The 24,310-nt window shown below is 31.8% G+C and carries 24 protein-coding genes and 2 pseudogenes; 12 read left to right on the top strand and 14 right to left on the bottom strand.

The annotated features are described in order from the left end of the window. Nucleotides 1-132: 132 nt before the first annotated feature. On the top strand, nt 133-540 hold the full coding sequence (locus Anndu_RS01820) for a thermonuclease family protein (RefSeq protein ID WP_464102732.1): 408 nt from the start codon (nt 133-135) through the stop codon (nt 538-540). A gap of 114 nt (nt 541-654) precedes the next feature. On the opposite strand, the gene Anndu_RS01815 is transcribed toward Anndu_RS01820, so the two are convergent. Then, nucleotides 655-1,872: an FAD-dependent hydroxylase gene (locus tag Anndu_RS01815; RefSeq protein ID WP_464102731.1), complete on the bottom strand. Its 1,218-nt coding sequence runs from the start codon at nt 1,870-1,872 to the stop codon at nt 655-657. An 88-nt stretch (nt 1,873-1,960) separates the two neighbouring features. Further along, complete coding sequence (gene recA / locus Anndu_RS01810) at nt 1,961-3,025, bottom strand: recombinase RecA (RefSeq protein ID WP_464102730.1); 1,065 nt, start codon at nt 3,023-3,025, stop codon at nt 1,961-1,963. Between the two features lie 321 nt (nt 3,026-3,346). Between recA and pheT the strand changes: the two genes are divergently transcribed. Further along, nucleotides 3,347-5,779: a phenylalanine--tRNA ligase subunit beta gene (pheT, locus tag Anndu_RS01805; protein ID WP_464102729.1), complete on the top strand. Its 2,433-nt coding sequence runs from the start codon at nt 3,347-3,349 to the stop codon at nt 5,777-5,779. 65 nt (nt 5,780-5,844) lie between these two features. Here pheT and hypE read toward each other — a convergent pair whose 3' ends face one another. The 8 genes and pseudogenes from hypE to Anndu_RS01765 form a co-directional block, all read right to left on the bottom strand. Continuing rightward, nucleotides 5,845-6,894, bottom strand: a complete 1,050-nt coding sequence (gene hypE / locus Anndu_RS01800; protein ID WP_464102728.1) for a hydrogenase expression/formation protein HypE — start codon at nt 6,892-6,894, stop codon at nt 5,845-5,847. A gap of 8 nt (nt 6,895-6,902) precedes the next feature. Next, on the bottom strand, nt 6,903-7,265 hold the full coding sequence (locus Anndu_RS01795; protein WP_464102727.1) for a hypothetical protein: 363 nt from the start codon (nt 7,263-7,265) through the stop codon (nt 6,903-6,905). A 141-nt stretch (nt 7,266-7,406) separates the two neighbouring features. Continuing rightward, complete coding sequence (gene psb28, locus Anndu_RS01790; RefSeq protein ID WP_464102726.1) at nt 7,407-7,745, bottom strand: photosystem II reaction center protein Psb28; 339 nt, start codon at nt 7,743-7,745, stop codon at nt 7,407-7,409. 440 nt (nt 7,746-8,185) lie between these two features. Beyond that, nucleotides 8,186-8,539 carry an NAD(P)H-quinone oxidoreductase subunit M gene (gene ndhM, locus Anndu_RS01785; protein WP_464102725.1) on the bottom strand — a complete coding sequence of 118 codons (354 nt, stop codon included), beginning with the start codon at nt 8,537-8,539 and terminating at the stop codon, nt 8,186-8,188. A 105-nt stretch (nt 8,540-8,644) separates the two neighbouring features. After that, nucleotides 8,645-9,187: a LeuD/DmdB family oxidoreductase small subunit gene (locus tag Anndu_RS01780; RefSeq protein ID WP_464102724.1), complete on the bottom strand. Its 543-nt coding sequence runs from the start codon at nt 9,185-9,187 to the stop codon at nt 8,645-8,647. Between the two features lie 109 nt (nt 9,188-9,296). Next, nucleotides 9,297-9,746 (bottom strand): DUF2214 family protein, encoded by a 450-nt coding sequence (locus Anndu_RS01775; RefSeq protein WP_464102723.1) that lies wholly within the window; start codon nt 9,744-9,746, stop codon nt 9,297-9,299. A gap of 136 nt (nt 9,747-9,882) precedes the next feature. Further along, entirely contained in the window at nt 9,883-10,434 is a 552-nt protein-coding gene (locus tag Anndu_RS01770) for a cyclic nucleotide-binding domain-containing protein (RefSeq protein ID WP_464102722.1), read from the bottom strand. Nucleotides 10,435-10,555: 121 nt separating this feature from the next. After that, nucleotides 10,556-11,353: pseudogene (locus Anndu_RS01765) on the bottom strand (SDR family oxidoreductase). Nucleotides 11,354-11,574: 221 nt separating this feature from the next. On the opposite strand from Anndu_RS01765, the gene Anndu_RS01760 reads away from it, so the two are divergent. The 5 genes and pseudogenes from Anndu_RS01760 to Anndu_RS01740 all read left to right on the top strand — a co-directional run bounded on the left by Anndu_RS01760 (nt 11,575) and on the right by Anndu_RS01740 (nt 16,406). Further along, nucleotides 11,575-14,400 (top strand): N-6 DNA methylase, encoded by a 2,826-nt coding sequence (locus Anndu_RS01760; RefSeq protein ID WP_464102721.1) that lies wholly within the window; start codon nt 11,575-11,577, stop codon nt 14,398-14,400. Between the two features lie 56 nt (nt 14,401-14,456). Continuing rightward, nucleotides 14,457-15,263 (top strand): annotated as a pseudogene (locus Anndu_RS01755) (transposase); the annotation flags it as partial. Nucleotides 15,264-15,320: 57 nt separating this feature from the next. Next, nucleotides 15,321-15,446, top strand: a complete 126-nt coding sequence (locus Anndu_RS01750; RefSeq protein ID WP_464104148.1) for a hypothetical protein — start codon at nt 15,321-15,323, stop codon at nt 15,444-15,446. Between the two features lie 237 nt (nt 15,447-15,683). Next, complete coding sequence (locus Anndu_RS01745) at nt 15,684-16,256, top strand: restriction endonuclease subunit S (protein WP_464102720.1); 573 nt, start codon at nt 15,684-15,686, stop codon at nt 16,254-16,256. Nucleotides 16,257-16,259: 3 nt separating this feature from the next. After that, nucleotides 16,260-16,406: a hypothetical protein gene (locus Anndu_RS01740; protein ID WP_464102719.1), complete on the top strand. Its 147-nt coding sequence runs from the start codon at nt 16,260-16,262 to the stop codon at nt 16,404-16,406. A gap of 2 nt (nt 16,407-16,408) precedes the next feature. Here Anndu_RS01740 and Anndu_RS01735 read toward each other — a convergent pair whose 3' ends face one another. Both Anndu_RS01735 and Anndu_RS01730 read right to left on the bottom strand, forming a co-directional pair. Next, the gene (locus Anndu_RS01735) at nt 16,409-17,563 is read right to left on the bottom strand and encodes an LptF/LptG family permease (protein WP_464102718.1); all 1,155 of its coding nucleotides are present in this window, start codon (nt 17,561-17,563) and stop codon (nt 16,409-16,411) included. Nucleotides 17,564-17,621: 58 nt separating this feature from the next. Continuing rightward, nucleotides 17,622-18,194 (bottom strand): Uma2 family endonuclease, encoded by a 573-nt coding sequence (locus tag Anndu_RS01730; protein ID WP_464102717.1) that lies wholly within the window; start codon nt 18,192-18,194, stop codon nt 17,622-17,624. Between the two features lie 87 nt (nt 18,195-18,281). Between Anndu_RS01730 and Anndu_RS01725 the strand changes: the two genes are divergently transcribed. The 3 genes from Anndu_RS01725 (at nt 18,282) to menD (ending at nt 22,385) form a co-directional block, all read left to right on the top strand. After that, on the top strand, nt 18,282-19,946 hold the full coding sequence (locus Anndu_RS01725; protein WP_464102716.1) for an ArnT family glycosyltransferase: 1,665 nt from the start codon (nt 18,282-18,284) through the stop codon (nt 19,944-19,946). 81 nt (nt 19,947-20,027) lie between these two features. Further along, nucleotides 20,028-20,444: a hypothetical protein gene (locus Anndu_RS01720; RefSeq protein WP_464102715.1), complete on the top strand. Its 417-nt coding sequence runs from the start codon at nt 20,028-20,030 to the stop codon at nt 20,442-20,444. A 177-nt stretch (nt 20,445-20,621) separates the two neighbouring features. Next, on the top strand, nt 20,622-22,385 hold the full coding sequence (menD, locus tag Anndu_RS01715) for a 2-succinyl-5-enolpyruvyl-6-hydroxy-3-cyclohexene-1-carboxylic-acid synthase (protein WP_464102714.1): 1,764 nt from the start codon (nt 20,622-20,624) through the stop codon (nt 22,383-22,385). Between the two features lie 37 nt (nt 22,386-22,422). On the opposite strand, the gene Anndu_RS01710 is transcribed toward menD, so the two are convergent. Together Anndu_RS01710 and Anndu_RS01705 are read right to left on the bottom strand one after the other, a co-directional pair. Then, complete coding sequence (locus Anndu_RS01710; RefSeq protein ID WP_464102713.1) at nt 22,423-22,917, bottom strand: phosphoribosyltransferase; 495 nt, start codon at nt 22,915-22,917, stop codon at nt 22,423-22,425. A 43-nt stretch (nt 22,918-22,960) separates the two neighbouring features. After that, nucleotides 22,961-23,248 (bottom strand): PepSY domain-containing protein, encoded by a 288-nt coding sequence (locus Anndu_RS01705; protein WP_464102712.1) that lies wholly within the window; start codon nt 23,246-23,248, stop codon nt 22,961-22,963. 242 nt (nt 23,249-23,490) lie between these two features. Between Anndu_RS01705 and rplU the strand changes: the two genes are divergently transcribed. Continuing rightward, a complete protein-coding gene (rplU, locus tag Anndu_RS01700; protein ID WP_464102711.1) occupies nt 23,491-23,865 on the top strand; it encodes a 50S ribosomal protein L21 in 375 nt (124 codons plus the stop codon). A gap of 111 nt (nt 23,866-23,976) precedes the next feature. Next, complete coding sequence (gene rpmA / locus Anndu_RS01695; RefSeq protein ID WP_464102710.1) at nt 23,977-24,243, top strand: 50S ribosomal protein L27; 267 nt, start codon at nt 23,977-23,979, stop codon at nt 24,241-24,243. Nucleotides 24,244-24,310 lie beyond the last annotated feature (67 nt).

Below are 24,310 nucleotides of genomic sequence, written 5' to 3'. Positions count from 1 at the left end.
TTTGATGGTATGATTTTGCTGTCCTGATGGCATTTTTAACTTTAACTAAATCTGTTTTTAGGGAATAACTCAAAAACTCTCTTTTATAACTTTTTATCATTATATTATTATCTCAATCGGAGCAAAAAAATAATGGCTGACAGAGATCCATATGTCTATAAAATAAAATCCGTTCAGAAAGTAGTAGATGGTGATACTATTGATGCGGAAATTGATCTTGGTTTTGATATAAGCCTTACTAAGCGAATCCGTCTTTCTGGTATAGATACCCCAGAAAGCAGAACGACTGATGCTTATGAAAAGAAACTTGGGCTTGAAGTGAAAGAGTGGCTTAAAAAGAAAGTAGAAGGAGAACACGAAATTCTTATTAGGACACAGCTTCCCGATTCCACTGAAAAGTATGGCCGAATACTTGGTAGGTTATATGTTGATGGTGTATGCCTTAACGACTCTATGGTTGCTGAGGGTTACGCATGGGAATATGATGGTGGAACGAAGAAAAAAGATTTTGCTTTACTAGAATCCAGAAGAAAGAAATGATATATTTTCACTTTTACCTCTCCCTTTAAGGGAGAGGTTTTAATAAAAATAGTTCAATTTTAGGATAAAATGAGCTAATTTTTTGTTTGTGTTTAATTATTTTACGGGAACATACTATAAAACTTTAGCTAATTTAGGACGAGTTCCTCTTAAACCTGTCATTAGTTTTAAGGCAAATAGTCTCAACATGGGTAATTTACTCATTAACCATAAGCCGAAACGCCGTACTAAAACAATGGGGAAAAATCCTGTGGAAAAAAGACGATCTAAAAAGTCTGTAAAGCCTAAAATTACCCAGTTTTCCTTTTTGCGCCAATTTTGATAGCGTTTTAATACGGAGATTGAGCCAATATCTTCTGCTTTTAATGCGGCCTCCTCTAAAATTTGAGCGAGGGCGGCAATATCTCTAATCCCTAAGTTTAAGCCTTGCCCTCCTACGGGGTGACAACAATGGGCGGCATCTCCCACCAGTGCCAAACGGTTTTGGACATAACGATCGCTCTGCATTAATTGTACGGGAAATAAAGCCCTTTGACTCACTAAAGTTAGATCACCAAAATAATCACCCGTGCGCAATTTTAAACGCTCTAAAAACTCAGTTTCTGACATTTCCACTAAGGCTTTGGCTTCATCATGGGGATTCGTCCAAACAATTTGACAACGATGATCAGGTAGGGGTAAAATGCCCATTGGCCCGTTATACCAGAATTTTTCAAAAGCAATATTATTGACTGGTGCGGTGTGTTTAATGGTAAAGGCGACACAAGACTGCCAATATTTCCAGCCTTTTGTGGGAATGTTCGCCCATTGACGCACCTGAGATTTTGCCCCATCTGCTCCAACTATTAATTTGGCGCTTAATTTTTGTTGTTGATTTTCTCTCTCAATTGTTACAGTAATATAATCTTTTTCTTCAGAAATATTGATTAATTTACTGTTTTCAAACCAAGTAATATTAGGATTATTTTGAGATAATTTTTGGAGTGGTTTTAAAATAGATTGATGTTCGCCTACATAGCCTAAAAATGGACTATTTAAGTCTTGTTTTTCAAAATGAATAATATTGGCATGATCCGCATCAGAAAGCCTAATTTTCTCAAATTTGCCGATTTGGGGAAAGATTTGATCCCAGACTCCAATTCCTTTCAAAATTGCACTAGACATTAAAGATAAGGCGTATGCAAATTTTTTATTAACGACATTTCCTAAAGATTGGGCTTCAATAATGACGATTTTTAAATGAGTATTTTTTAAAGCACAAGCTAAGGCAGTTCCGGCAATACCGCCTCCCACAATGATTACATCAGCATCTAATTTGAGATTATTAGTCATATTTAAAATTTATTATTTATTATTTTATTTATTACTTATTGCTTATTACTTATTGCTTATTAATTGCTTATTACTTATTACTTATTATTTATTCTTCTTCATCTTGAACGGCGGAGCTTATCGGATTAACACATTGAGGATTATTTGCAAAAGTTTCTCTGACTTTTACCTCTATTTCTTCGGCAATTTTGGGATTTTCTTCTAAATAAATTACCGCATTATCGCGCCCTTGAGCAATATTTTCCCCGTTATAACTATACCATGCACCTTTACGCACGATAATATCGTTAGCTTCGGCAATATCTAACATACAACCTAAACCGGAAATTCCTTTGCCAAAAATAATGTCAAATTCGGCAATACGGAAGGGGGGAGCGACTTTGTTTTTGGCCACTTTAACTTTCGCACGAATCCCATATTCCCCTTCACTCCCTTTTTTGAGGGTTTGAATCCTCCGAATATCTAAGCGCACAGAGGCATAAAATTTAAGAGCATTTCCCCCTGTGGTTACTTCGGGATTGCCGTAGGTAACGCCAATTTTTTGACGTAATTGGTTTAAAAAGATGACTGTTGCGGCTGATTTGCCGATATTTCCGGCAATTTTGCGCAAAGCTTTACTCATTAAACGAGCTTGTAAACCTACTTGCACATCCCCCATTTCACCCTCGATCTCCGCTCTTGGCACAAGGGCGGCCACTGAGTCAACTACCACAATATCAACGGCGGCCGATCGCACCAATTGATCCACAATTTCTAAAGCAGATTCACCCGTATCAGGTTGAGCCACTAAAAGATTATCAATATCAACCCCTAAAATCTTAGAGTAGGTGGGATCTAAAGCGTGTTCCGCATCAACAAAGGCCGCTACTCCTCCTCTTTTTTGGATCTCGGCGATGGCATGGAGAGCTAAAGTTGTTTTCCCTGAACTTTCTGGCCCGTAAATTTCAATAATACGCCCCTTGGGAAGCCCACCGCCAAGGGCAAGATCCAGAGTTAAAGCACCACTGGGGATGGTTTCCACCTTCATCTGAGCCGCATCCCCTAAACGCATGATCGAACCTTTCCCGAAACTTCTTTCAATCTGTTTTAAGACTAAACCGAGAGCTTTTTCTTTATCTGGATTATTACTAAGTGTACTGGTACTAGCCGCCATAAATGGTTCTCTTCTTTAAAATACAAATAAAATTAATTAAGATTAACTGATTACCGATTCCTGTTGTTTCCTATGCTAACCAATGTTGACGAAAAAATCAAGTTTTTTTCAAAAAAACCTCAAAATAGCTAAGATTAAGGCTTTTTGAGTAATACACCAAGGGGATCACCAATCATATTTTTTGCCGTGATGTGGTATTTCAACAATTGTTAATTGTGATTTTAAGGGGATGTTATGGTCAAGTCTCCAGTGTCAATTGTCAATTGTTGAGGGATATTTTCTGTTATTATTTAACAGGTAACTTTTGAGATCAAAACAGCTATGAAAATTTCTTTAAATTGGTTAAAAGAATTAGTTGAAATTAATTTAACAGCAGAAGAATTAGCCAAAACCTTAACTATTGCAGGTTTTGAGGTGGAAGATATTGAAGATCGCCGGACTTGGGCTGATGGGGTGGTGATCGGAAAAGTGATCGAGCGTCAACCTCACCCTAATGCGGATAAACTGAGTGTTTGTCAGGTGGATATTGGTGAGGATACTCCCTCTCAAATTGTCTGTGGTGCATCCAATGTGAGAGCGGGTATCTATGTTCCCGTAGCCACTTTAAACACCTATTTACCTAATATTGATTTAAAAATTAAAAAAGCTAAATTAAGGGGAATAGAATCATCTGGAATGATTTGTTCTTTAAAAGAATTAGGCTTAGAAAAAGAGTCAGATGGTATTTATATTTTCCCTGATACTGAGTTAAAAACTGGTTGTGATGTGCGCCCTTTATTGGGTTTAGATGATGTAATTTTAGATTTAACTGCTACTGCTAACCGTGCCGATGCTTTAAGTATGGTGGGAGTAGCCCGTGAAGTAGTTGCTTTAACCGGAGCAACTTTAAGAATGCCCCAAGCTCCTAATCCTCAAATTCCTCACAATCAAGCTAATTTAACAATTAATCTCCCTGATACTAAAGCCTGTATCGCTTATATTGGCACGGCGATGGAGAATTTAAAAATTGCCGATTCTCCCGATTGGCTCAAATGGCGCTTACAAGGGGCGGGGATCCGGCCGATTAATAATGTGGTTGATGTGACTAATTATATTTTATTGGAATGGGGGCAACCTTTACACGCCTTTGATCGAGACCGTTTACAGGCTTTAACTAATTCTAATGATCTAACTATTTCTGTCCGTTTTGCGAAAGAAAAAGAAATTTTAACCACTCTTGACGGACAAAAAAGAGAGTTAAATCCTCAAAATTTAGTCATTACGGCCAATGATCTCCCCATAGCTTTAGCCGGAGTGATGGGAGGAGAGCAAAGCGAGGTTTATGAGGAAACTAAAAATATTATTTTAGAGGCCGCTTTATTTGAATCCGTTACCATTCGGCGATCGGCGCGTAGTCAAAGTTTAAGAACTGAGGCTTCTACCCGTTATGAGAGGGGAGTTAATCAGGCTGAATTTCCCCTTGCCTTAAACCGAGCGATCGCACTGTTAGAGCAGTTAGCACAAGGTCAAAGCACCAATCAAGCCAAAGCCGATCACCGTCCCGATCTGAGTAAAAAAGAGCAAATTAAGTTACGTTTAAGCCGAATTCATCAAATTTTAGGACAGGTGAAAGTAGATGATCAGATTACCGATATTGCCGCCGCCGATGTGGAAAGAATTTTAACCGTTTTAGGTTGTGAGTTAAAGCCCCTTGATCTTGATATATGGAGCGTTAAAGTGCCTCCCTACCGTTACCGTGACTTAGAAAGGGAAATTGACTTAATAGAAGAAGTGGCAAGGCTTTACGGCTATGACCATTTTTGTGATACCTTACCCCGTAAAACAGAGGCCGGATATTTGTCTGAGCCGGAAAAAGTTCGCCGTCAAATCCGAGAAGCCTTGCGTGGCGTGGGTTTGACCGAATTAATGCAATATTCCCTTGTTAAGCCCGAAGGTAAGGAAATTACCATTGCAAACCCTCTATTTAGCGAGTATTCAGCCCTGCGCACCGATTTAATCTCGGGTTTAATCTCGGCTTTCCGCTATAATTTAGCCCAAGGTAACGGCGGTTTAAACGGTTTTGAGATCGGGCGTATTTTCTGGAATAGTGACACAGGTTTTCAAGAGGGGGATGCGATCGCAGGTATTATGGGGGGTGATATTAGCCCCCAAGGCCGTTGGACAAGAAGCGGAAAACCTGATTTAATGACATGGTATCAGGCTAAAGGTCTCTTAGAGACGGTATTTCAACGATTAGGTTTAAAGATTGAATATCAGGCGGATCAAAGTGATCAAAGATTACATCCTGGCCGCACTGCTTCCCTCTGGTTAAATGGTGAAAAACTCGGTATTTTTGGACAAATTCATCCCCAACTACGTCAAGAAAAAGATTTAATTGATGAGGTTTATGTATTTGAAGTGAGTTTTGATATTTTATTTAAAGCTTTAACCTCAGAAAATTTAATGATTTCTCGTTTTAAAGCTTATTCTACTTATCCCGCTTCTGAGCGTGATTTAGCCTTTTTTGCTGATAAAAATATTACGGTTGCTGAGTTAGCTCAAACCATGACGAAAGTGGGAGGAGAATTATTAAATCAAGTGGAATTATTTGATCAATATCAGGGTGAAAATGTGCCAGAAGGTAAGCGCAGTTTGGCTTTCAATCTGGTTTATCGTTCAGGCGATCGCACCTTAACCGATGAAGATATAGAGCCGATCCATCAAAAAGTAAGGGAAACTTTAACGGAAAAATTTAAAGTTAATTTGAGAAGTTAAGGCAATTCAAGTAATAAGTAATAAGTCTAAAAAAAGTCTTAAATGATCAATTTTGATGTTCAATTTTAACAAATTCTGGGCAATTGTTCCCCACTTAACATATCAACAATTCTATTACTTCCTATGGTATTTTTAAGAGTAACTAAAGCCATAGTTCCCGATTCAATTTTATCAGTAACTTGACCAATAATTGAAGCATTTTGATTATATTTTTGTAATAAAATTAGAGCTTTATTAATATCTTTTTCAGGAATAAAAGCAATAAATCTTCCTTCATTAGCCACATATAAAGGATCAAATCCTAATAATTCACAAGCCATCATTACATTAGTTTGAATTGCTATCTTTTTTTCTTCAATTGTTATTTTTAAATTCGCACTTTGAGCAATTTCATTTAAGGCACTAGCTAAACCTCCCCTTGTTAAATCTCTTAAACAATGTATTTCAATTTGATGATTTAATAAATCTAAGATTTCTTGATGAAGGGGCGCACAATCACTCATAATTTCACTTTCAAATTCTAGGCCTTCTCTTGTGGCCATGATGGCAATTCCATGACGACCTAAATCCCCATTTAATAAGATAAAATCTCCCTTTTCAATGGAAATTGGGGCGATAATTTGCTCATGTTCAACTAGGCCTATACCTGAAGTATTGATAAAAATTTGATCTCCTTTTCCTTTATCTACAACTTTAGTATCTCCGGTTACAATTTGCACATTAGTATTAAGAGAAGCTTGTTTTATTGATTGGATTATTTGCCATAAAATTGCCATGTCTAAACCTTCTTCTAAAATTAAGCCAAGGCTTATATATAAAGGTTTTGCCCCACTCATTGCTAAATCATTAATTGTGCCATAAATAGCTAATTCTCCGATATTTCCACCCGGAAAAAATAGGGGATTAATCACATAGGAATCCGTAGTAAATGCTATTTTATTGGTAGGTAGATTTAATAATACTGAATCATGTTGAATTATGTGATCTGGTGTTAAATTTGGGGTGAACATTTGGGAAATTAATTGATTCATTAATTTACCCCCCCCACCATGAGCTAATAATACTTGGGGATAATTTTGAATTGGTAAAGGACAATTTAAGTTAAAATCAGTCATCTATAATATTATCCTCTTGATTTTCCATTGGATTTTCCGTTAAGAAATGTAACAATAACAGAATGATATTCATTACCTATATTCCATTCCCAAGTATAAACGGTGGAAACATAACCACTAGATTCTCCTTCACTAATAAGTTTCCCTTTTCCTAAAATTTGTTCAACTTCTAATAAAGTCATATTATCTTTTACTTTACTATAAGCTTCATCAGAAATAGGGATACCAGATGAGGGTTGAATGTAGGTTGTTTGGGTAACTACGGGCGGAATATAAATATTATTTCTTTGTTTGTATCCCCACCATTGATAACCTGCAAAAGAAAGTATACTAAGTAAAAATATTAATCCTGAATAATTTGAGTTTTCCATAATAAAAAAATTAGAATTCTTACATTGTAAAACTTGGATTAGCACTATTTTTAAATAGTTGCTAATAATTGACAAAGGACAATAATTTTTAGTTGTTAATTGTTAATTTTTAATTGTCCATTGTCAATTGTTAATTGATATTTAGTTTGCTTTAGAAAAACCTAAATCATTTTGCTGTGCATAACGCTCCATAAAGCGCATAAAACGCTCCCATTCTTCAGGAGAAGACATAATATATTTAGCCTCGATCGCGCGGGCTTTACCATTAATAAATTTACCTTTAACATCTCTTGTAATGATTTCACCTTCTTCATCAATCATATACATTCCGGTAATTTCATTGGTGTTATCTCCATCTAAAATCTTAGGAGAATTAAAATAAAAAGTAGCTGTGCCAGTATCACCTCTTTTGGAGCGAGTTAGTCTCACCTCGGGGATGACAGTCTCATCTAAGCCTCTGGAAAATTGAATTTGAGCCATATTTTTAATAAAATTTAATCATTACAATTTGTGTTTAATTTGATTATCTCATAAAAGGGGAAAAATTAATCTTTTAATCTTAACCATTCTAAAAAAATTACTCGACATTGCCCACAGGTTAACTGTTTTAATAATTTCTTTAATTTCTTCTTTTTTATTAGGATAAGTTACTCCAATAAAATTATGATTTAATTGAATATTATGATCAATTTCTGCACAAAGTCCATCTAATTTTTAATGATAAAATTAACTATTAATTGCCCAAGAATTTCGATTAATTTTTTTTTATTTTTGAGGTTTTATTTTTACAAATTTATTGATTTTTGCCATTGGTTCATTTAATTAAATTGATAATTAAATAGTTAGTTTAAAAGTGAACAGTTGACAATAACTTTATTAATTAATTGTCAACCGTTCATTTAATTTTTAATTAATTGTTATTACCATTTACCATCGGTGGCCGGATTATCAATTTTAGGTAAACCCATACTGTAATTTAAAACCCTTGCCCCTAGATTATAACTAATAGTTCCTTGTAATAATAATTGACGAATAAAATGCTCTAAGTCTGAGCCAATTCTTCTTAAATTATATTCACTTAAATCTTCACCACTACTAGCTTCTACTAATTGATCAAATTTCTGATAAACCATTTGTAAAGCATCAGTAGTCCAGTTAAATTCATTATCTGGATCCACATCTAAAGTTAATACATTTTCACTGGGAATTAATTGATTATTTTTAACTTCCGCAGTATATAAACGAATATGACGAGTTGTAGATTTGACTAGCATAATTGTTGTTAATTTATTGGATTAAATAATTACAAATTTAACAGTGAATTTTCAATAATTGGCAATGATCGCAGACAATTGACAATTAATTAAATTATAGAATAATTAAGTAGAAATCATCCCTGTTTTTCTAGCATAAGCAAAAATTCCTCCCGCATCAATTACCGGAGCAATATCACCTAAAGATTTTAACGAATAAACTTGATTTAAAGTATGATTAATTAATTGATCATTTTCAAAATCAATGGTTACTTCTTGACCTGTTTTAAATAGATCACAGAGCCGATCTTGCGACTCCCAAGGATATAATTCCCCCGTAGCGGAGCAGTTGCGGAAAAAGATCCGAGCATAAGACTGAGCCACTACGGCCTTAACTCCAGACGCTCCAAGGGCGATGGGGGCGTGTTCCCGTGATGAACCACAACCAAAATTTTCTCCGGCAATAATAATCGGATACTGAGTTTTGATCTGTCCTTCTTCGATAAATTTATCATAGCGATCGGGTAAACCAATCAGAGCATAACTGCCTAATTTTTCATATTCATCTGGTTTTGAAGGTACAAGGGTTAAATATTCGGCCGGAATAATTTGATCGGTATCAATATTATCATCTAGGACAAAAATTTTGCCTTTAATAACTTTAGTCATAAAGCTTTAACAATTTTGAGAAAATAACAATTTTTATTTTATCTTAATTTTATCGCAAAAGGTTAAAACCTTTTGCTACATAAACAAAACCTACTTTGTGCAGGTTAATTTAACTCATTCTTGCCATAATAGCGGCCATTAAAGGAATCAAAATAAAACCAATTAATTCCCCTTTAATAGACCATGAAATGATCTGATATTGGTTATTTGTGATAGTTGGAGCTTGTTCTTTTATTAAGTCTTTAACCCACCAAACAATAAAAGTAATAGTAGGATAAAGGGATAATAAACCAACAATAATAAATAAGGTAATTTTGACCCAGAAAAAATTATTATTTAAGTAATATTCCGAGCCTTTCCCAAAATACATTACTCGTAAAATTCCGGTAACTAAAATAGTAGTTGCTGAAATGCCATAAATGCCATCAGCAATTCCAACAATTTTGGCATCTTTAACATTAATTTCTTTTTTAAAAAAGAAATATTCAACGATTAAAGAGGCAAAACTTAACATTAAACCAAGATAGTGAAGATAGGCTACAATGGCACTTTTTAACATAATTTGACAATTTCGTGATCGTTTTTATTGGTACAATTTTTTAAATTATATCAAAATTATATCAAAAAGTTTACATTTTTGTTATTATTTATTGATTCTCATTGATTGATCACAACAATTTAAACTTATTTTCTAATTATGAAAATTTAGTATTAGCCACTAACCAATTAAATTTAACTTGGGCAATTTCTAAGTTATTTACAATATAGGGATTTAATTGATCTAAAGGATTTTCTTCTTCATTTTTCTTATGATTACGATTAGTTTGATCCCTACCTAATTGACTGATCATTGTGTGCATTCGATCGGCTAAACACATTGATAAACCACGATAAAAACGAGAGGCAAAACCAATATTGCGAAATAGTTTAAAATTTAATTCTAGTCGGGATATTTCCAACACAATTGAATCTTCTAAGGCTGTTACAGTGGCAAGGGGAGGGCGTGGATCAATAAAAGAAATTTCCCCTAATAATTCCCCAGTACCTACTTTTGCAATGATTTTATTACCTGAAGCTTTGGTTGTAATTTTAAATAATCCCTCTAAAATAATATAAAAACCATTAATATTTGTTCCTTCATAAATCAGAGTTGTATCTTTTTTTATGATTTTTTTTCTACCTTTTTGTGCGATCCAATCCAGATCATCATTATCGAGTTCAGTTAAAATAAAAATTGATTTAAACATCAATGGATCTCCTTTTTAAAATACAAATTAAATCTATGATAATTCATTATTAACCTCCTCATCGTTTTTGAAGAAGATGATTTTGAATATTATATTAATTATAAACTAAAATAATTTAAAATTAATCAAATAAATTACGTTTATTAAAAGGAATACAAATCACTCTTTGTAAAACTTTAGGAATAGTTAACCATGCAATACGCGCTCCATTTTGCTGATTTTCTAATATTTTTTCTACTAAATAAGGGGTAACAGTTTCCACATAATCAGCTAAAATATTAAAAACTTTTTTCGCATTTTGCCATAATTTTTGTTGTTCTTCACTATCATCATATTCCCCTTTTAATAAGTCTGTAACGACAATTCCCGGACTAATTGCCCCCACAATAATATTAGTATTTTTTACTTCATCAACTAAAGAATCTTTTAAAAATCTAATAGCATATTTAGTCGTACCATAAAGGCTTAAATATTTAACTTTCATGCCATCACTACCTGATCCTTCCATTAAATAAACTGCTCCAAAACCTTGTTTTTTCATCTGGGAAATAGCAACTTTAACACCGTAAATCGTGCCTGTTAAATTAGTATTAATAATTTCATTAATTCTTTCTGGGTTTTGTTCCCAAATGGGAAATCTTGGTAAATTTAAACCTGCATTATTAATGAAAATATCAACTTTTTGAAAACGGTTTATAGTTTGATTCTATAAATTTTGTACATCTTCAAATTGACTGACATCACAGTTAACTGCTAGGATTTTTTCCCTTGAAAATTCTTGACAAAAAGCTTGATAGACTTGCTCTAATTTTTGGGAATTTCTACCACAAATAGTTACTTGACAACCTTGTTTTAAAAATTCTTTAGCTAAACCGTAGCCGATTCCCCTCGTTGATCCTGTAATAATAATTGTTTTCATAAATGTAAAGATTTTAACTCTTATTTTCTGTTTGGATCATAACAGAAGTATGAGCAAAATTCAATTTTTTGGATTTGCGTCACCACTAATATACTTGTTTTACCTGATTATTTTTTTAGCACTTAACAATTATTAATAATTAAGCTGTAACTTTTATGGTAAAAATGATTATTCTCTGATTTTATCAATTCAATTATTTAGGTAAAATATTTAGGTACAAGATGAATTTAATCAATCAAGGTCTTAAAAAAAGTTTAATAAAGTTTAATGATGAACAAACATCTATTACTTATCTTCATCAAAATAAGCAAAGAAATTATAACAATCCTGAAGAAAAAGTACAAGCTGAAACTTTTTTAAAATTGGTTTTAATTTATGGTTATTCCCCTGATAAAATTTTACAATTTGTTCCTGTCACGATGGGATCAACTACTAAAGAAGCTGATATTATTGTTTATAATGATGATAAAAAAGAATCTCCTCATATCTTAGTTGAATGTAAAAAACAAGATGTTTCAGAATTAGAATTTAAACAGGCGATCGAGCAGGGTTTTAGTTATGCTGTAGCGGAAGGTGCTAAATATGTTTGGGTAACTTCTGGCATTAAAGATGAATATTTTGAAGTGCCAAAGGAAAAGCCTAAAGCGCGCATTTCGATCCCTGATATTCCCCAATTTGGTGTTACTAAATTGGCTAAATTTAAGTATGCAAAAAATGGCGGTGAGGTTAATGGGCAAAGATTATTTGAGTTAGAAATTGTGACAGAAGATGATTTAACAAGACGATTTAAACAGGCTCATAATGCCCTTTGGGGTGGTGGTGAATTGAATCCTTCTAGCGCTTTTGATGAGTTAGATAAATTGATTTTTTGTAAGATTTGGGATGAGAAAAAACCTCGTAAACAGGGGGAAGCTTATGATTTTCAAATCTTTCGAGAAGACACAGAAGAAAAAACAAATACTGAATTAATAAAAAGGATTAAATCTCTTTATGATGAAGGGCGAAAAAAAGACCCTGAAGTTTTTAAAGATGATATTCGTTTAAGTGCGGAAAAATTGCGCACTGTGGTGGGTTATTTAGAGGGAATTAATTTAGGTGATACGGATTTAGATAGTAAGGGTAGGGCTTTTGAGACTTTTATGGGTTCATTTTTTAGGGGTGATTTTGGACAATATTTTACTCCTAGAAATATCGTTAAATTTATTGTTGAGGTATTACCAATAACTAATAATTCTTTAGTTTTAGATACTTCTTGCGGTAGTGGTGGTTTTTTACTTCATGTATTAGATAAAATTAGGCAACAAGCTAAGGAATATTATGCAGAAAATTCAATTGAACATTATAAATATTGGCATGATTTTGCTGAAAAAAATCTGTTTGGGATTGAAATTAATGAGCAAATTGCCCGTACTGCTAAAATGAATATGATTATCCATGATGATGGGCATACTAATGTTATTTCTGCCGATGGTTTGTTACCCAGTGAGGAAATAAGAATTAAGACAAATAATCAAGGTTTTGCTAATAATAGATTTGATTTTATTATTACTAATCCTCCTTTTGGTTCAACTGTTAAGCAAACTGAACAAGCTTACATGAATAATTATGATTTTGCTTGGAAAGAAATTGACTGGTTAAATCCTAAAAGTATGCGCAAAGAAAGGGAAAATCAAAATACTGAAATTCTCTTTATTGAACAATGTTATCTATATTTAAAAGAGGGTGGTTATTTAGCAATTGTTGTCCCTGATGGTATTTTAACTAATTCTAGTTTACAATATGTGAGGGATTGGATTGAGGAAAAATTTAGAATTGTAGGGGTAATTTCTTTACCTCAAACTGCTTTTCAAGCTACGGGGGCGGGGGTTAAAAGTTCTATTTTATTTCTGAAAAAACATGATTTTACTACTACGAAAAAGATCCAAGAACAAAAGTTAAATTTACAAGATGATCTTAAATCTAAGATTAATTATTTTGATTTATTAAAGCAACTTGAGAAAGAGAAAAAAGAGAAAATTAAAAATTTAGATGGTTTTGAAAATGTGGAAGGTTTAGAGGGTAAAGCTTTACAAAATTCTGATCTTTTTAAGGAATGGAAAACGGAGGTTAATAATGAATTTCGGGAGCGGATTGATGAGATTAAGGCTAATTTATTAGATGAATATTTAAGTTCAAAACAAGATTCTTTACCTGATTATGCTATTTTTATGGCTATAGCTGAAGATATTGGTTATGATGCCACAGGAAAGGAAACTAATCATAATGAATTAGATTTTATTGGTGAGGAATTAAAAAGATTTATTGAAGCGATTGAAAGGGGTGAGGATAGTTTTTTTTTAGGTGAAAATGTTGATCAAAATAAAATATTTTTGGTTAAATTGAGTGAGATTAATGGAAGAATAGCACCTCATTTTTATCAATTAAAGTTTATTGAAAATGAGAAAAAACTAAAAAAAATTAATTGTGTAACATTAGGCAGTCAAAGTATATCAATTTTTTCGGGTATAACACCTAAAAGTGGTGGTGATGCTTATTGTGAAAAAAATGAAGGAATTGCTTTTATTAGAAGTGGTGATTTTTCTGAAGATGGCAGTATTAATTTAGCTCAATTATTGTATATAAAATCAAATATTCATAATAATTTAATGAAAATTTCTCAACTAAAATATAATGATATTTTAATTGCAATTGTTGGAGCAACAATTGGGAAAGTAGGTGTTTTTAAAGGTCAATATGAAGCAAATATTAATCAAGCGATCGCAGGAGTTAGACTAAAAAAAACTTTAATTCCAGAATTTGTAAGAACATTTCTGCTTACTCCTGTAGGTCAAGATGTTTTGGAAAGAATAAAAAGACCTGTAGCAAGAGCTAATATTAATTTAGACGAGATTAGTTCTTTAAGCATTCCTTTGTTATCCATAACAAAACAAAATCAAATAGTAGCTAAAATGGATAATGCTTACAATTCTAAAAAAGAAAAGGAAGCGGAAGCACAAAGATTACTTGATAGTATTGATGATTATTTATTAGACATCTCTATAATATAATAGAAATAAAAAAATTAAGCTATCATCAACAAAGATTTTAAGGAGAAATAACAAAAATGAGTAATTATACTTGGCAATATATTCAAGATCACAAACAAGCAACTAAAAGATTATTAGGAATTAATTATGAACAATTACAACAGCTAATCGCACATCTTTTGATCTTGGAGAAACAAGCAAAAGAAGAATCCGAAAAACAAAAAACTAGAATTATCAATTCCGGTGGTGGTAGAGAGAGTAAGCTTTCAAAAGAAAACCAGATTATTTTGACTTTAATTTATTTAAGACATCACCTGAGTTTTCAACTATTAGGTATCATCTTTCAAGTAAGTGAATCAACGGCGAATAATTTGTTTGATTATTGGCAAAAAATTATGAGAGAAGCTTTGCCATGCTCTTTACTAGAACAAGTAAAAAAGTCCCCAGAAAAAATAGAAGAAATGTTGGAAAAATTGAAGGAAAATGAATTATTAGTAGATAGTGAAGAACAGCCAAGAGAAAGACCTTTAGACTATCAAGAACAGAAAAAATATTATAGTGGAAAAAAATGTGAACATACTTTTAAAAATCAATTAATTAGTCTTCCAAAAGGCCGAGATATTGTGGATGTAGTGGCGGGAAAACCAGGGCGCTTCAAGTGATATTAACATTTGTCGTCAAAATCTCAAGAAGTTTGGGATAGATCAAAGGTTTAAAGGGGATAAAGCTTATGTGGGAGAGCCACAAATTATTACCCCGAAGAAAAAACCGAAAAAGGAGTATTAACTCAGGAAGAAAAAGAAGAAAATAAAAAGATTTCATCGGTCAGAATATTTATAGAACATTTAATTAGAATCATAAAAATATGGCGAGTAGCAAGAGAAAGATTTAGATTAAGAAAAGACAAATATCAGTCAGTATTTTTAACAGTTTGTGGGTTAGTGAGATTAAGAATTAAGAGTTTAGTTTTAGAAATAGTAAAATCATCGTCATCAAATGAAGTAATTGATGTTTTAATTAGTCATACTTTTGGGACGAAATTAGATTTAGACGAAATTTTGACGTGAAATTAACTTTACAGGGATTGATTGCTGAGTGCTGATTAAAGATGAAACTGTTACCATATAAGCTTTATCATTTATTGGAGATGTCTATTAGGGGAGTTAGGAATAGAATTACCTCAACCTGAAGAAAATAATATTAATAATCGCATTTTTTGCCGTAAATTAAGCGATATTTCAGGGGGTAGATTTGATGCACCTGCTCATCATAAAAAATTTTCTTTAGAAACAAAATTTTATCGAATGGAAAAATTGTCAAATTGGGTATTTATTAATCCATTAACAAGATTTACAGGATATAAATTAGATGATAAAGCTACTTTTATCCCAATGGAATACATATCAGAAATTTATGGAGAAGCAGAAACATCTCAAATAAGAAACATTCAAGAATCAGAAGGATATACTAAGTTTTTAGAAAATGATTTAATTTGGGCAAAAATTACCCCTTGTATGGAAAATGGAAAATCTGCTGTTGTAACAAATTTAATCAATAATATTGGCTTTGGTTCAACAGAATATCATGTTTTTAGAGCGAAAAAGAATATTAATATAAAATATATTCATGCTTTATTACGCCTTAAATCATTAAGAAGTTATGCAAAATTATATTTTTCAGGTTCAGTTGGACATCAAAGAGTATCAGATCAATTTTTTAAACAGTTATTAATTCCAATTCCACCGATTGAAAAACAAAATGAAATAGCAGAAAATATCACAAAAATTAGAGAGAAAGCTAAACAATTACAAGAGGAAGCAAAAAGAGAATTAGAGGAGGCTAAAATTGAAATTGAAAAGATGATTTTAGGAGAATAAACAATGCACACGATAAAAGTCCAAATTAATCATAAAGAAACTATAACAATTAATGAATTAGCTACATTATTATTTAACCAAATAGGTGAAGAATATGATTTGACTTTAGAAGATATAAAAGAATATTTTTTAAGAGATGTCTATTGTTGATGTTATCCTTCATCTTTTTGTAATAAAAATCCCCCTATTCCTATGCCTAAAAAATTAGGAATCCATGCGGCTAAAATCGGAGAAATTACACCAGTAATACCAAAACCTCCAATCATAAAACTAGATAAATAATAACTAAAAATAATGGCAATACTTAAGCCAAAACTGGTGGCTTTACCTTTATTTTGAGGCTTAATTCCTAATCCTGTGCCGATTATTCCAAACACTAAACAAATAAAGGGAAAAGCAATTTTTTGTTGCATTCTTACCTTAAACATTAAAATTTTCTTTTCATCTTGACTAAATTTTAATAATTTTAAATAATTCAAAGATTGGGCTATATTCATTTCGTAAGGATCTCTACTTTGAGAAGCTAACTCAAAGGGTTCTTTTGGTAAAGATATTTTAGTTTTTTCAAAATTATTAACCGCTTCATAACCGTTATTTTTATTAATTTTAATTATTTTACCTTTTTCTAAATTCCAAACTTTTTCAGTTTCATTCCACTTGGCTATTTTTGCTAAAATAATTTGATTTAATTCTTGATTAGATAAACTTAAAACAGTTAAATTTCCTAATGATACTCCATCAAAATTTTGAGCATAAAATAATCTTTTTAATTGCTTAGGGTGATTATTGATTTCTTCTAATTTTAATTCATATTCAGGGTAAAAAATATCTTTTTCATCTAATAAAGGAGTCTCAATTTCTATGGCTTCTTTTAATAATTTAGTTGCGGTATAATTGGCATTAGGTACAATTATTTCATTAAAAGCAAAAGTTAAACAGGAAATAATTAAACTTAAAATAATAGCAGGAGTGGCTAAACGATAAACACTAATTCCACAACTTCTTAAAGCCACAATTTCACTATCACTACTCAATCTTCCGTAAGTTAAAAGGGTAGCTAATAAAATAGAAATTGGCAAAGCATAGGCTACAAATTCAGGAATTTTTAATAGTAAAACTTGAAGTGCAATCAAAACTGATAGGCCTTCCTCCGTTACTTTATTGACTAAATCAAATAAAACTCCGGCCGCTACTCCTAAAGATGAAAACATCCCTACTCCAAATAAAAAAGAAGTCATTAATTCCCGACTAATATAGCGATCCATCACCGAAATCTTTAAAGAGTAGATGCTAGTTTTTTTTTTCATTATTAATCATTAATTATTTTAAAATTTATCTTTAATATTTTATAATATAAAATGCCATTTACCAAATATTTGTTAAATCTAAACTAAAATCTGGTAAAATATCTTCACCCGATAAAGATTGAGGATTATTTAAGATTTCTTTTTCTTGATCTTGGCGATAAATTTCTATTATTTTTTTATTTCTATCTATTAACCAAGCTAATTTTACCCCATTTTTAATATATTCAATCATTTTATTTTGAGTATTAATTAAGGTGTCACTAGGGGACATTAATTCTAACACAAAATCAGGGGCGATCGCCGGAAATGTCTCCCTTTCTTGTAATGTTAATTTTTCCCATCTTTCTAATTTAATCCATGCTAGATCTGGCGAATATTTAGCATTATTAGGGAACTTAAAACAAGTAGAAGAATCAAACACTTTTCCTAATTTTTTTTGACGATTCCATAAAATAAATTCTGCATTAATTTCAGCATTAATAATTCCAGTTTCTCCGCCAGTTGGGGGCATAATAATCAATTCTCCTTTACTATTTAACTCAAATTTAACATCAGGATTATTACGACAAAGTTGATAAAATTGATCATCATTCATTGTCAAAACTGAAGTCATATCAATAGTATAATTCATGATAGCATTCCTCTTAAAATTAATTATCAATTGTTAACTGTTAACTGATAAACTATCTAATTATCTCCATTATCTAAATATAATATAATGCAAAAAATTCAAAATTGGTTCACTCAAAAAGAACACAAATTAATGATCTCAATTTTAGCTTTAGGGTTGCTAATTCGCTTAATTATTGCTATTTTTTTGACCCCCGGTTATGACGAGGCTTATTATTATCTTTATACCGAACATTTAGACTGGAGTTATTTTGATCACCCCATTTTAGTGGCTTTAACCACAGGCTTTGGCCGCTGGATCACCGGCCACACCTCTATTTTCACCCTCAGACTTGGCGCGGTTTTACTCCATACAGGTAGTTTATTTTTACTATATTTAACAGGTTCTCATCTTTTTGGCAAAAAAACAGGTATTTATACCCTTGCGATCGCCACGATCATTCCCATGTTTCAGATAGCCTTTGGTACAATTACACTACCAGATAGCCCTTTAATCTTTTTTTGGAGTGCCTCCCTCTATTGTGCCAGTTTAGAGTTTTTTCCTCTTAATAATTCAGAACATAGACAATATAAACCTACTTATAAAATCGTAATCTTAGCAATTTTAACAGGCTTAACTTGTTTAGGAAAATATCACGGTTTTTTATTAGCTTTTGGTATTTTCCTATTTTGTTTAATTAATCCCCGTTATCGTCATATTTTTCTATCAAAATGGGCAATTATTGGAATTATTATATTTTTTATAACACTTTTTCCTCTGTGGATTTGGAATATTAATCATGATTGGATTACTTTTAAATTTCATTTATCAGAAAGATTTGAACCCGATCCAGATGAGCCATTACCCGTTTATAAATTACCTAATTTAATCGGAGTATTTTTAGCTAACATTGGTTATCTTTTCCCTACAATTGGTTTTCCCCTGTGGTGGGTAAGTCTGAAAACTCTTTTTCAACAATTGCCAACTTTTCTTAATCCTCAGAAACTAAAAAATAGAACAATTTTAGAGGATCAACAATGGTTTATCCTCTCAGTTTCCCTACCTTTAACCCTTGGTTTTACCCTCTTAGGCTATTTTCAACAAATCCTTGCCACATGGGCAATGCCGGGCTTTTGGGGCTTAACCTTACTTTTAGGACAACAAGCCGTTATTTGGTCTGAAAAATATTCCCGAAAAAAAGTGATTTTATGGTTAAAAAGTACAGCAATTATTGTCAATATTTTATTATTAATTTCCCTACTTCATGTAACCACCGGAACATTTCAAAAAGGCAGTCAATACGCCTTATTTGGCGGTTTTATCTCCGCTAAAAATGATCCGTCTACCGAACTTTTAGACATTAACCAACTACGCCAAGGGTTTGAAAAATCAGAATTATTAAAAAACTATTTACATAAATCAACATTTATATTTACTAATACATATTATTTAGGAGGCTTAATTGACATGGCCTTACGCCCTCTCACAAACTTACCAATCACCTGTTTTAGTGATGATATGAGGGGTTATTTATTTTGGGATCATTCAGAGGATTGGGTAGGAAAAGACGGATTATATATCACTTTAGAGCGTTTTCGCAATAAATCTAAATTTATCAATGACTATCGCCATTATTTTCGGGAAATCAGGGAACTTACCACCATTGCTTTAAGTCGTGGGGGAGTGACAACAGAGGTATTTTATGTTTACTCTGCCCAAAATTTAATTCAAGCTTATGATCCTTTAAAATCAAAGCAAAAATTAAAAGAATAATCAATCAAAATTCTTGCAATTTTGCCAGAATAAATTACAATAAACACTAGACTTATTATTCAAAAAGGAAGTGACTTAAACATGAAATTTAACATTAAAAATGTAACTTTAATTGCGGTGTCTATTTGTACATTGTTACCCGTATCTTTGCCCCAAATAAACACGGTTAAAGCCGAAAGTTTAACCCCTGATCACAAACAAAATCAAGCTATTCCTTATCCGATTAATGATCCTGATGTTATTGCTTTTCGTAATAGTTGTAAAGACAGGGTATTAAGGGAGTATGAAGGGGCTTCCCAAGCTGATGCGACTAATATTTGTAATTGTATTTTAAACAAACTCAATAATAATTATAGATACCATAATTCAGCGATCAATTTAACTCATTTTAGACATTTAAGACGTGATGCAGTTAATGGGAATAGACAAGCTCTTGATATTATGGAAGATGCGGGATATGATTGTGCGGTTGAATCGGATCTTTTATATGAAAATTAAAAATATTAATACTTTTAACTTTTAAAAGTTGGGGTTTTTCTTAACAGATAAAGAGCATTCTTTAATTACTAAGAAAATACCCAACTTTTTGTTTTAAACTTGTTAAGATTGATTGAGAACTATTATATGATAAAATAAATCTAGTATTTAAACTATTAATTATTATAATAAAAATATATGCTAGATTTTCGTAATACTAATACACTTTGGGCATCAATTTTAGTAGAAACCTTATTTCAATTAGGTTTAAAAACCGCAATTATTTGCCCCGGATCTCGGTCAACTCCTTTAACTTTTGCTTTTGCTAATCATTCTAAAATTGAAACTATACCAATTTTAGATGAAAGATCCGCCGCTTTTTTTGCTTTAGGAATAGCTAAAAAATCAGGTATTCCTGTTGCTTTAATTTGTACTTCTGGCACGGCTAGTGCTAATTTTTATCCCGCAATTATTGAAGCAAAATATAGTCATGTTCCCCTCTTAATTTTAACAGCCGATCGCCCTTCAGAATTAAGAGATTGTCACGCCGGCCAAACCATAGATCAGTTAAAATTATACGGTAATTATCCCACTTGGCAAACAGAATTATCCCTCCCCAATATAGATATTAATTTATTAAATTATTTAAGACAAACTTTAATTTTTGCATACGAAAAAACCTTATTTCCAGTTAAAGGAGTGGTGCATTTAAACTGTCCTTTTTCTAAACCTTTAGAACCCTTAAAAGAAGATAATCAAAAACTTTTATTATTACAAAATTCTTTCGATCAAAACAAGTTTTTTAGTAATCTTAAACCAGAAAAAATTAAAATTAATTATAGTATTAATCAACCAGATCATGGCTTAATTAATCATTGGAAAAATTGCGAACAAGGAATTATTATTGCAGGAGTAGATCACAGTAATCAACCTTGGGAATATTGCTATTTAATCGCTTGTTTATCCCAATATTTGGGCTGGATAGTATTAGGAGAAGGGCTATCACCCATTAGAAATTATGCCGAATTAAATCCCCATTTAATTAATAATTATGATCTGATTTTAAGACATAGTAAATATGGGGAAAAACTAACCCCAAAAATGGTAATTCAAATAGGAGAATTACCCACCAGCGTGGTATTAAGAGAATGGTTAAAAAAAGCCAATCCTCAACGATGGATTTTTGCAGATTATTATGAAAATTTAGATCCTTTACATAGTAATAGTAATCATCTGAGAATTACAATAGAAGATTTTATTAATTGTTATCCAGAAATTAATCAAGGTGTTAATAAATCTCAATTATCAACCTATTTAAAAGAATGGAAATTTCTCAATCAAAAAACCCAAGAAAAAATTGATCAAACTATGTCAAAAATGACAGAATTATTTGAAGGAAAAACCGCTTGGCTATTATCAAAAACCTTACCTTCAGCCACTCCAATTTTTATCGCTAATAGTATGTCAGTCAGAAATGTAGAATATTTTTGGAGTCCAAAAAATAGCGCAATTTTACCATTTTTCAATCGAGGGGTTAACGGAATTGATGGCACTTTATCCACCGCTTTAGGCATAGGCCATGATAGCAAAAGTAGCATTTTATTAACAGGAGATTTAGCTTTTTTACATGATCTTAATGGCTTATTAATTAAAGATAAATTTCGAGGCCATTTAACCATTATTTTAATTAATAATAATGGGGGAGGCATTTTTGAAACTTTACCGATCGCCCAATTTGAAGAACAATTTGAAGAATATTTTGCCACACCCCAAAATATTAATTTTGAACAGTTATCAAAAACTTATCAAATAGAATATTTTTTAATAAAAACATGGCAAGAATTAGAAAAAATGTTAAACCCTTTACCAGATACGGGAATTAGATTATTAGAGATACAAACTAATCGTAAAAAAGATGCCCAATGGTTAGAAAATAACTTAAAAAAAATGAGCTTATTTTAACATAAAAATTAACAAGTTTAACGATGGTAAAATTAACTTAAAGTTCTTCAATTTTGATAGTTTCATAGGTTTCAAAAGGTTGAATTAACCAAGGATTATCTGTTAAATAATCAACATAAAAATCGGGGATAAAAGTTGAACAACTTTTATAAAAAATTACAGCAGTTTTTAATTCTTGAATTTGATGGGGATAATGTTGATTTAACCAATCAATTGTAGCAGATAAACTTACACCTGAATCTACTAAATCATCTACTAATAAAACTTTATTTCCTAACTGGGGCGTAGTCATAGATAAATTTTGAGAAAATATAATATTTCCCCTTTTTCTATTATCTTGCCCCCGATAAGATTGGGCTGATAAAATAGCTAAAGGAACATCATATAAACGACATAAAATGTCGCCTACTCTTAACCCTCCTTTAGCTAAACAAATAATTTGATTAAATTGCCATTTTGATTGATATATTTTTCGCGCTAATTGTTCAATTTTAGCGTGATATTCGTCCCATGAAATAATTAATTCATTCATAATTAGTTATTAGTAATTAATCAATTATCAATTATTAATTAGTTTAGTCTTGTTTTCTACGGCGGGGAGTTTGTAACCAGATCATAATACCAGTAATACACAAAAATAAAGCCCCGAAACCATTTAAAAAAGGATAAATTTTATCTAAATGAAGACTCCCAAAATTACCGATATGTGCTTTAATTAACCAGCGAAATTCTTTAGCATTTCCAGTTAAGTCAGCAAGTTGAAATAAAACGCCACTGATCACCGTTAACAACAGAGGTAAAATCATAATGGGGGCTAGTTGAAAATGAAGACGACGTAAACGGGCTTTAGTTAAGATATTCATAAATTTAATTAATTTTCTGTTTTTATTTTGACAAAAGGGCAACAATTAAGTTATAATGCTAGATTGTGTGTCTAACTCCTGCTCGGATCAGGTTAAGACATTCTAAAAGCATTAATTGTTATTAATTTGTGGATTATTTTTATTAGTTATTAAATTCTAACTAAAATTAGAATTAAGATAATAAAAGATTACAAATATTTAACAATTGCTACCTGTACGGCACAAATTTATTGAGGCAATTTATGACTTACGCTATTATTGAAATTGGTGGAACACAACTAAGAGTTGAACCGGGTCGTTTTTATGACATTAATCAATTAAACGCTGAAATTGATTCTAATTATACTGTGGATAAAGTGTTATTAGTTCACCATGAAAATGATATTCACATCGGTCAACCTTATGTGAGTGGTGCTACCGTAGAAGGCACAATTTTATCAAATTTACGGGGTAAAAAGGTTTTAGTTTATAAAATGAAACCGAAAAAGAAAACCCGCAAAAAACGTGGTCATCGTCAAGAATTAACCCGTTTAATGATTAATTCTATTAAAGTAAATGGTAATGAATTAGCTTCTGCTTCCTCAGCTAATAAAGAAGAAGTTAGTGCTAATTCTTAATCAAAAATAAGCGAAAATTCCGAAATTTGTTAAGATAAAAATTGCGGAATTTTCCATTTTTCAAAACTAATCATTTAAAATAAAAATTAACTATTATTTGAGGATCAAACAATGGCTCATAAGAAAGGTACTGGTAGTACAAGAAACGGACGTGACTCTAATTCTAAACGTCTAGGTGTTAAACGCTACGGTGGTCAAGTTGTAACCGCAGGTAGCATTTTAATTCGTCAAAGAGGTACAAAAGTTCACCCCGGAAACAATGTTGGTCGGGGCAATGATGACACTTTATTTGCTTTAATTGATGGGGTTGTTACCTTTGAATATAAGGATCGTAGCCGCCGTAAAGTGAGTGTTTATCCTGTTGAACAAACTGCTTAAATTTGTTAGCCCCTCTCCTAAAAAGGGGGGCTTTTTTAATGTCAAATTTTATGTTTTTTGTAAGCTT

It is taken from the genome of Annamia dubia NIES-4383, from assembly GCF_055394725.1.
This window is presented reverse-complemented; position numbering and strand designations above follow the sequence as displayed.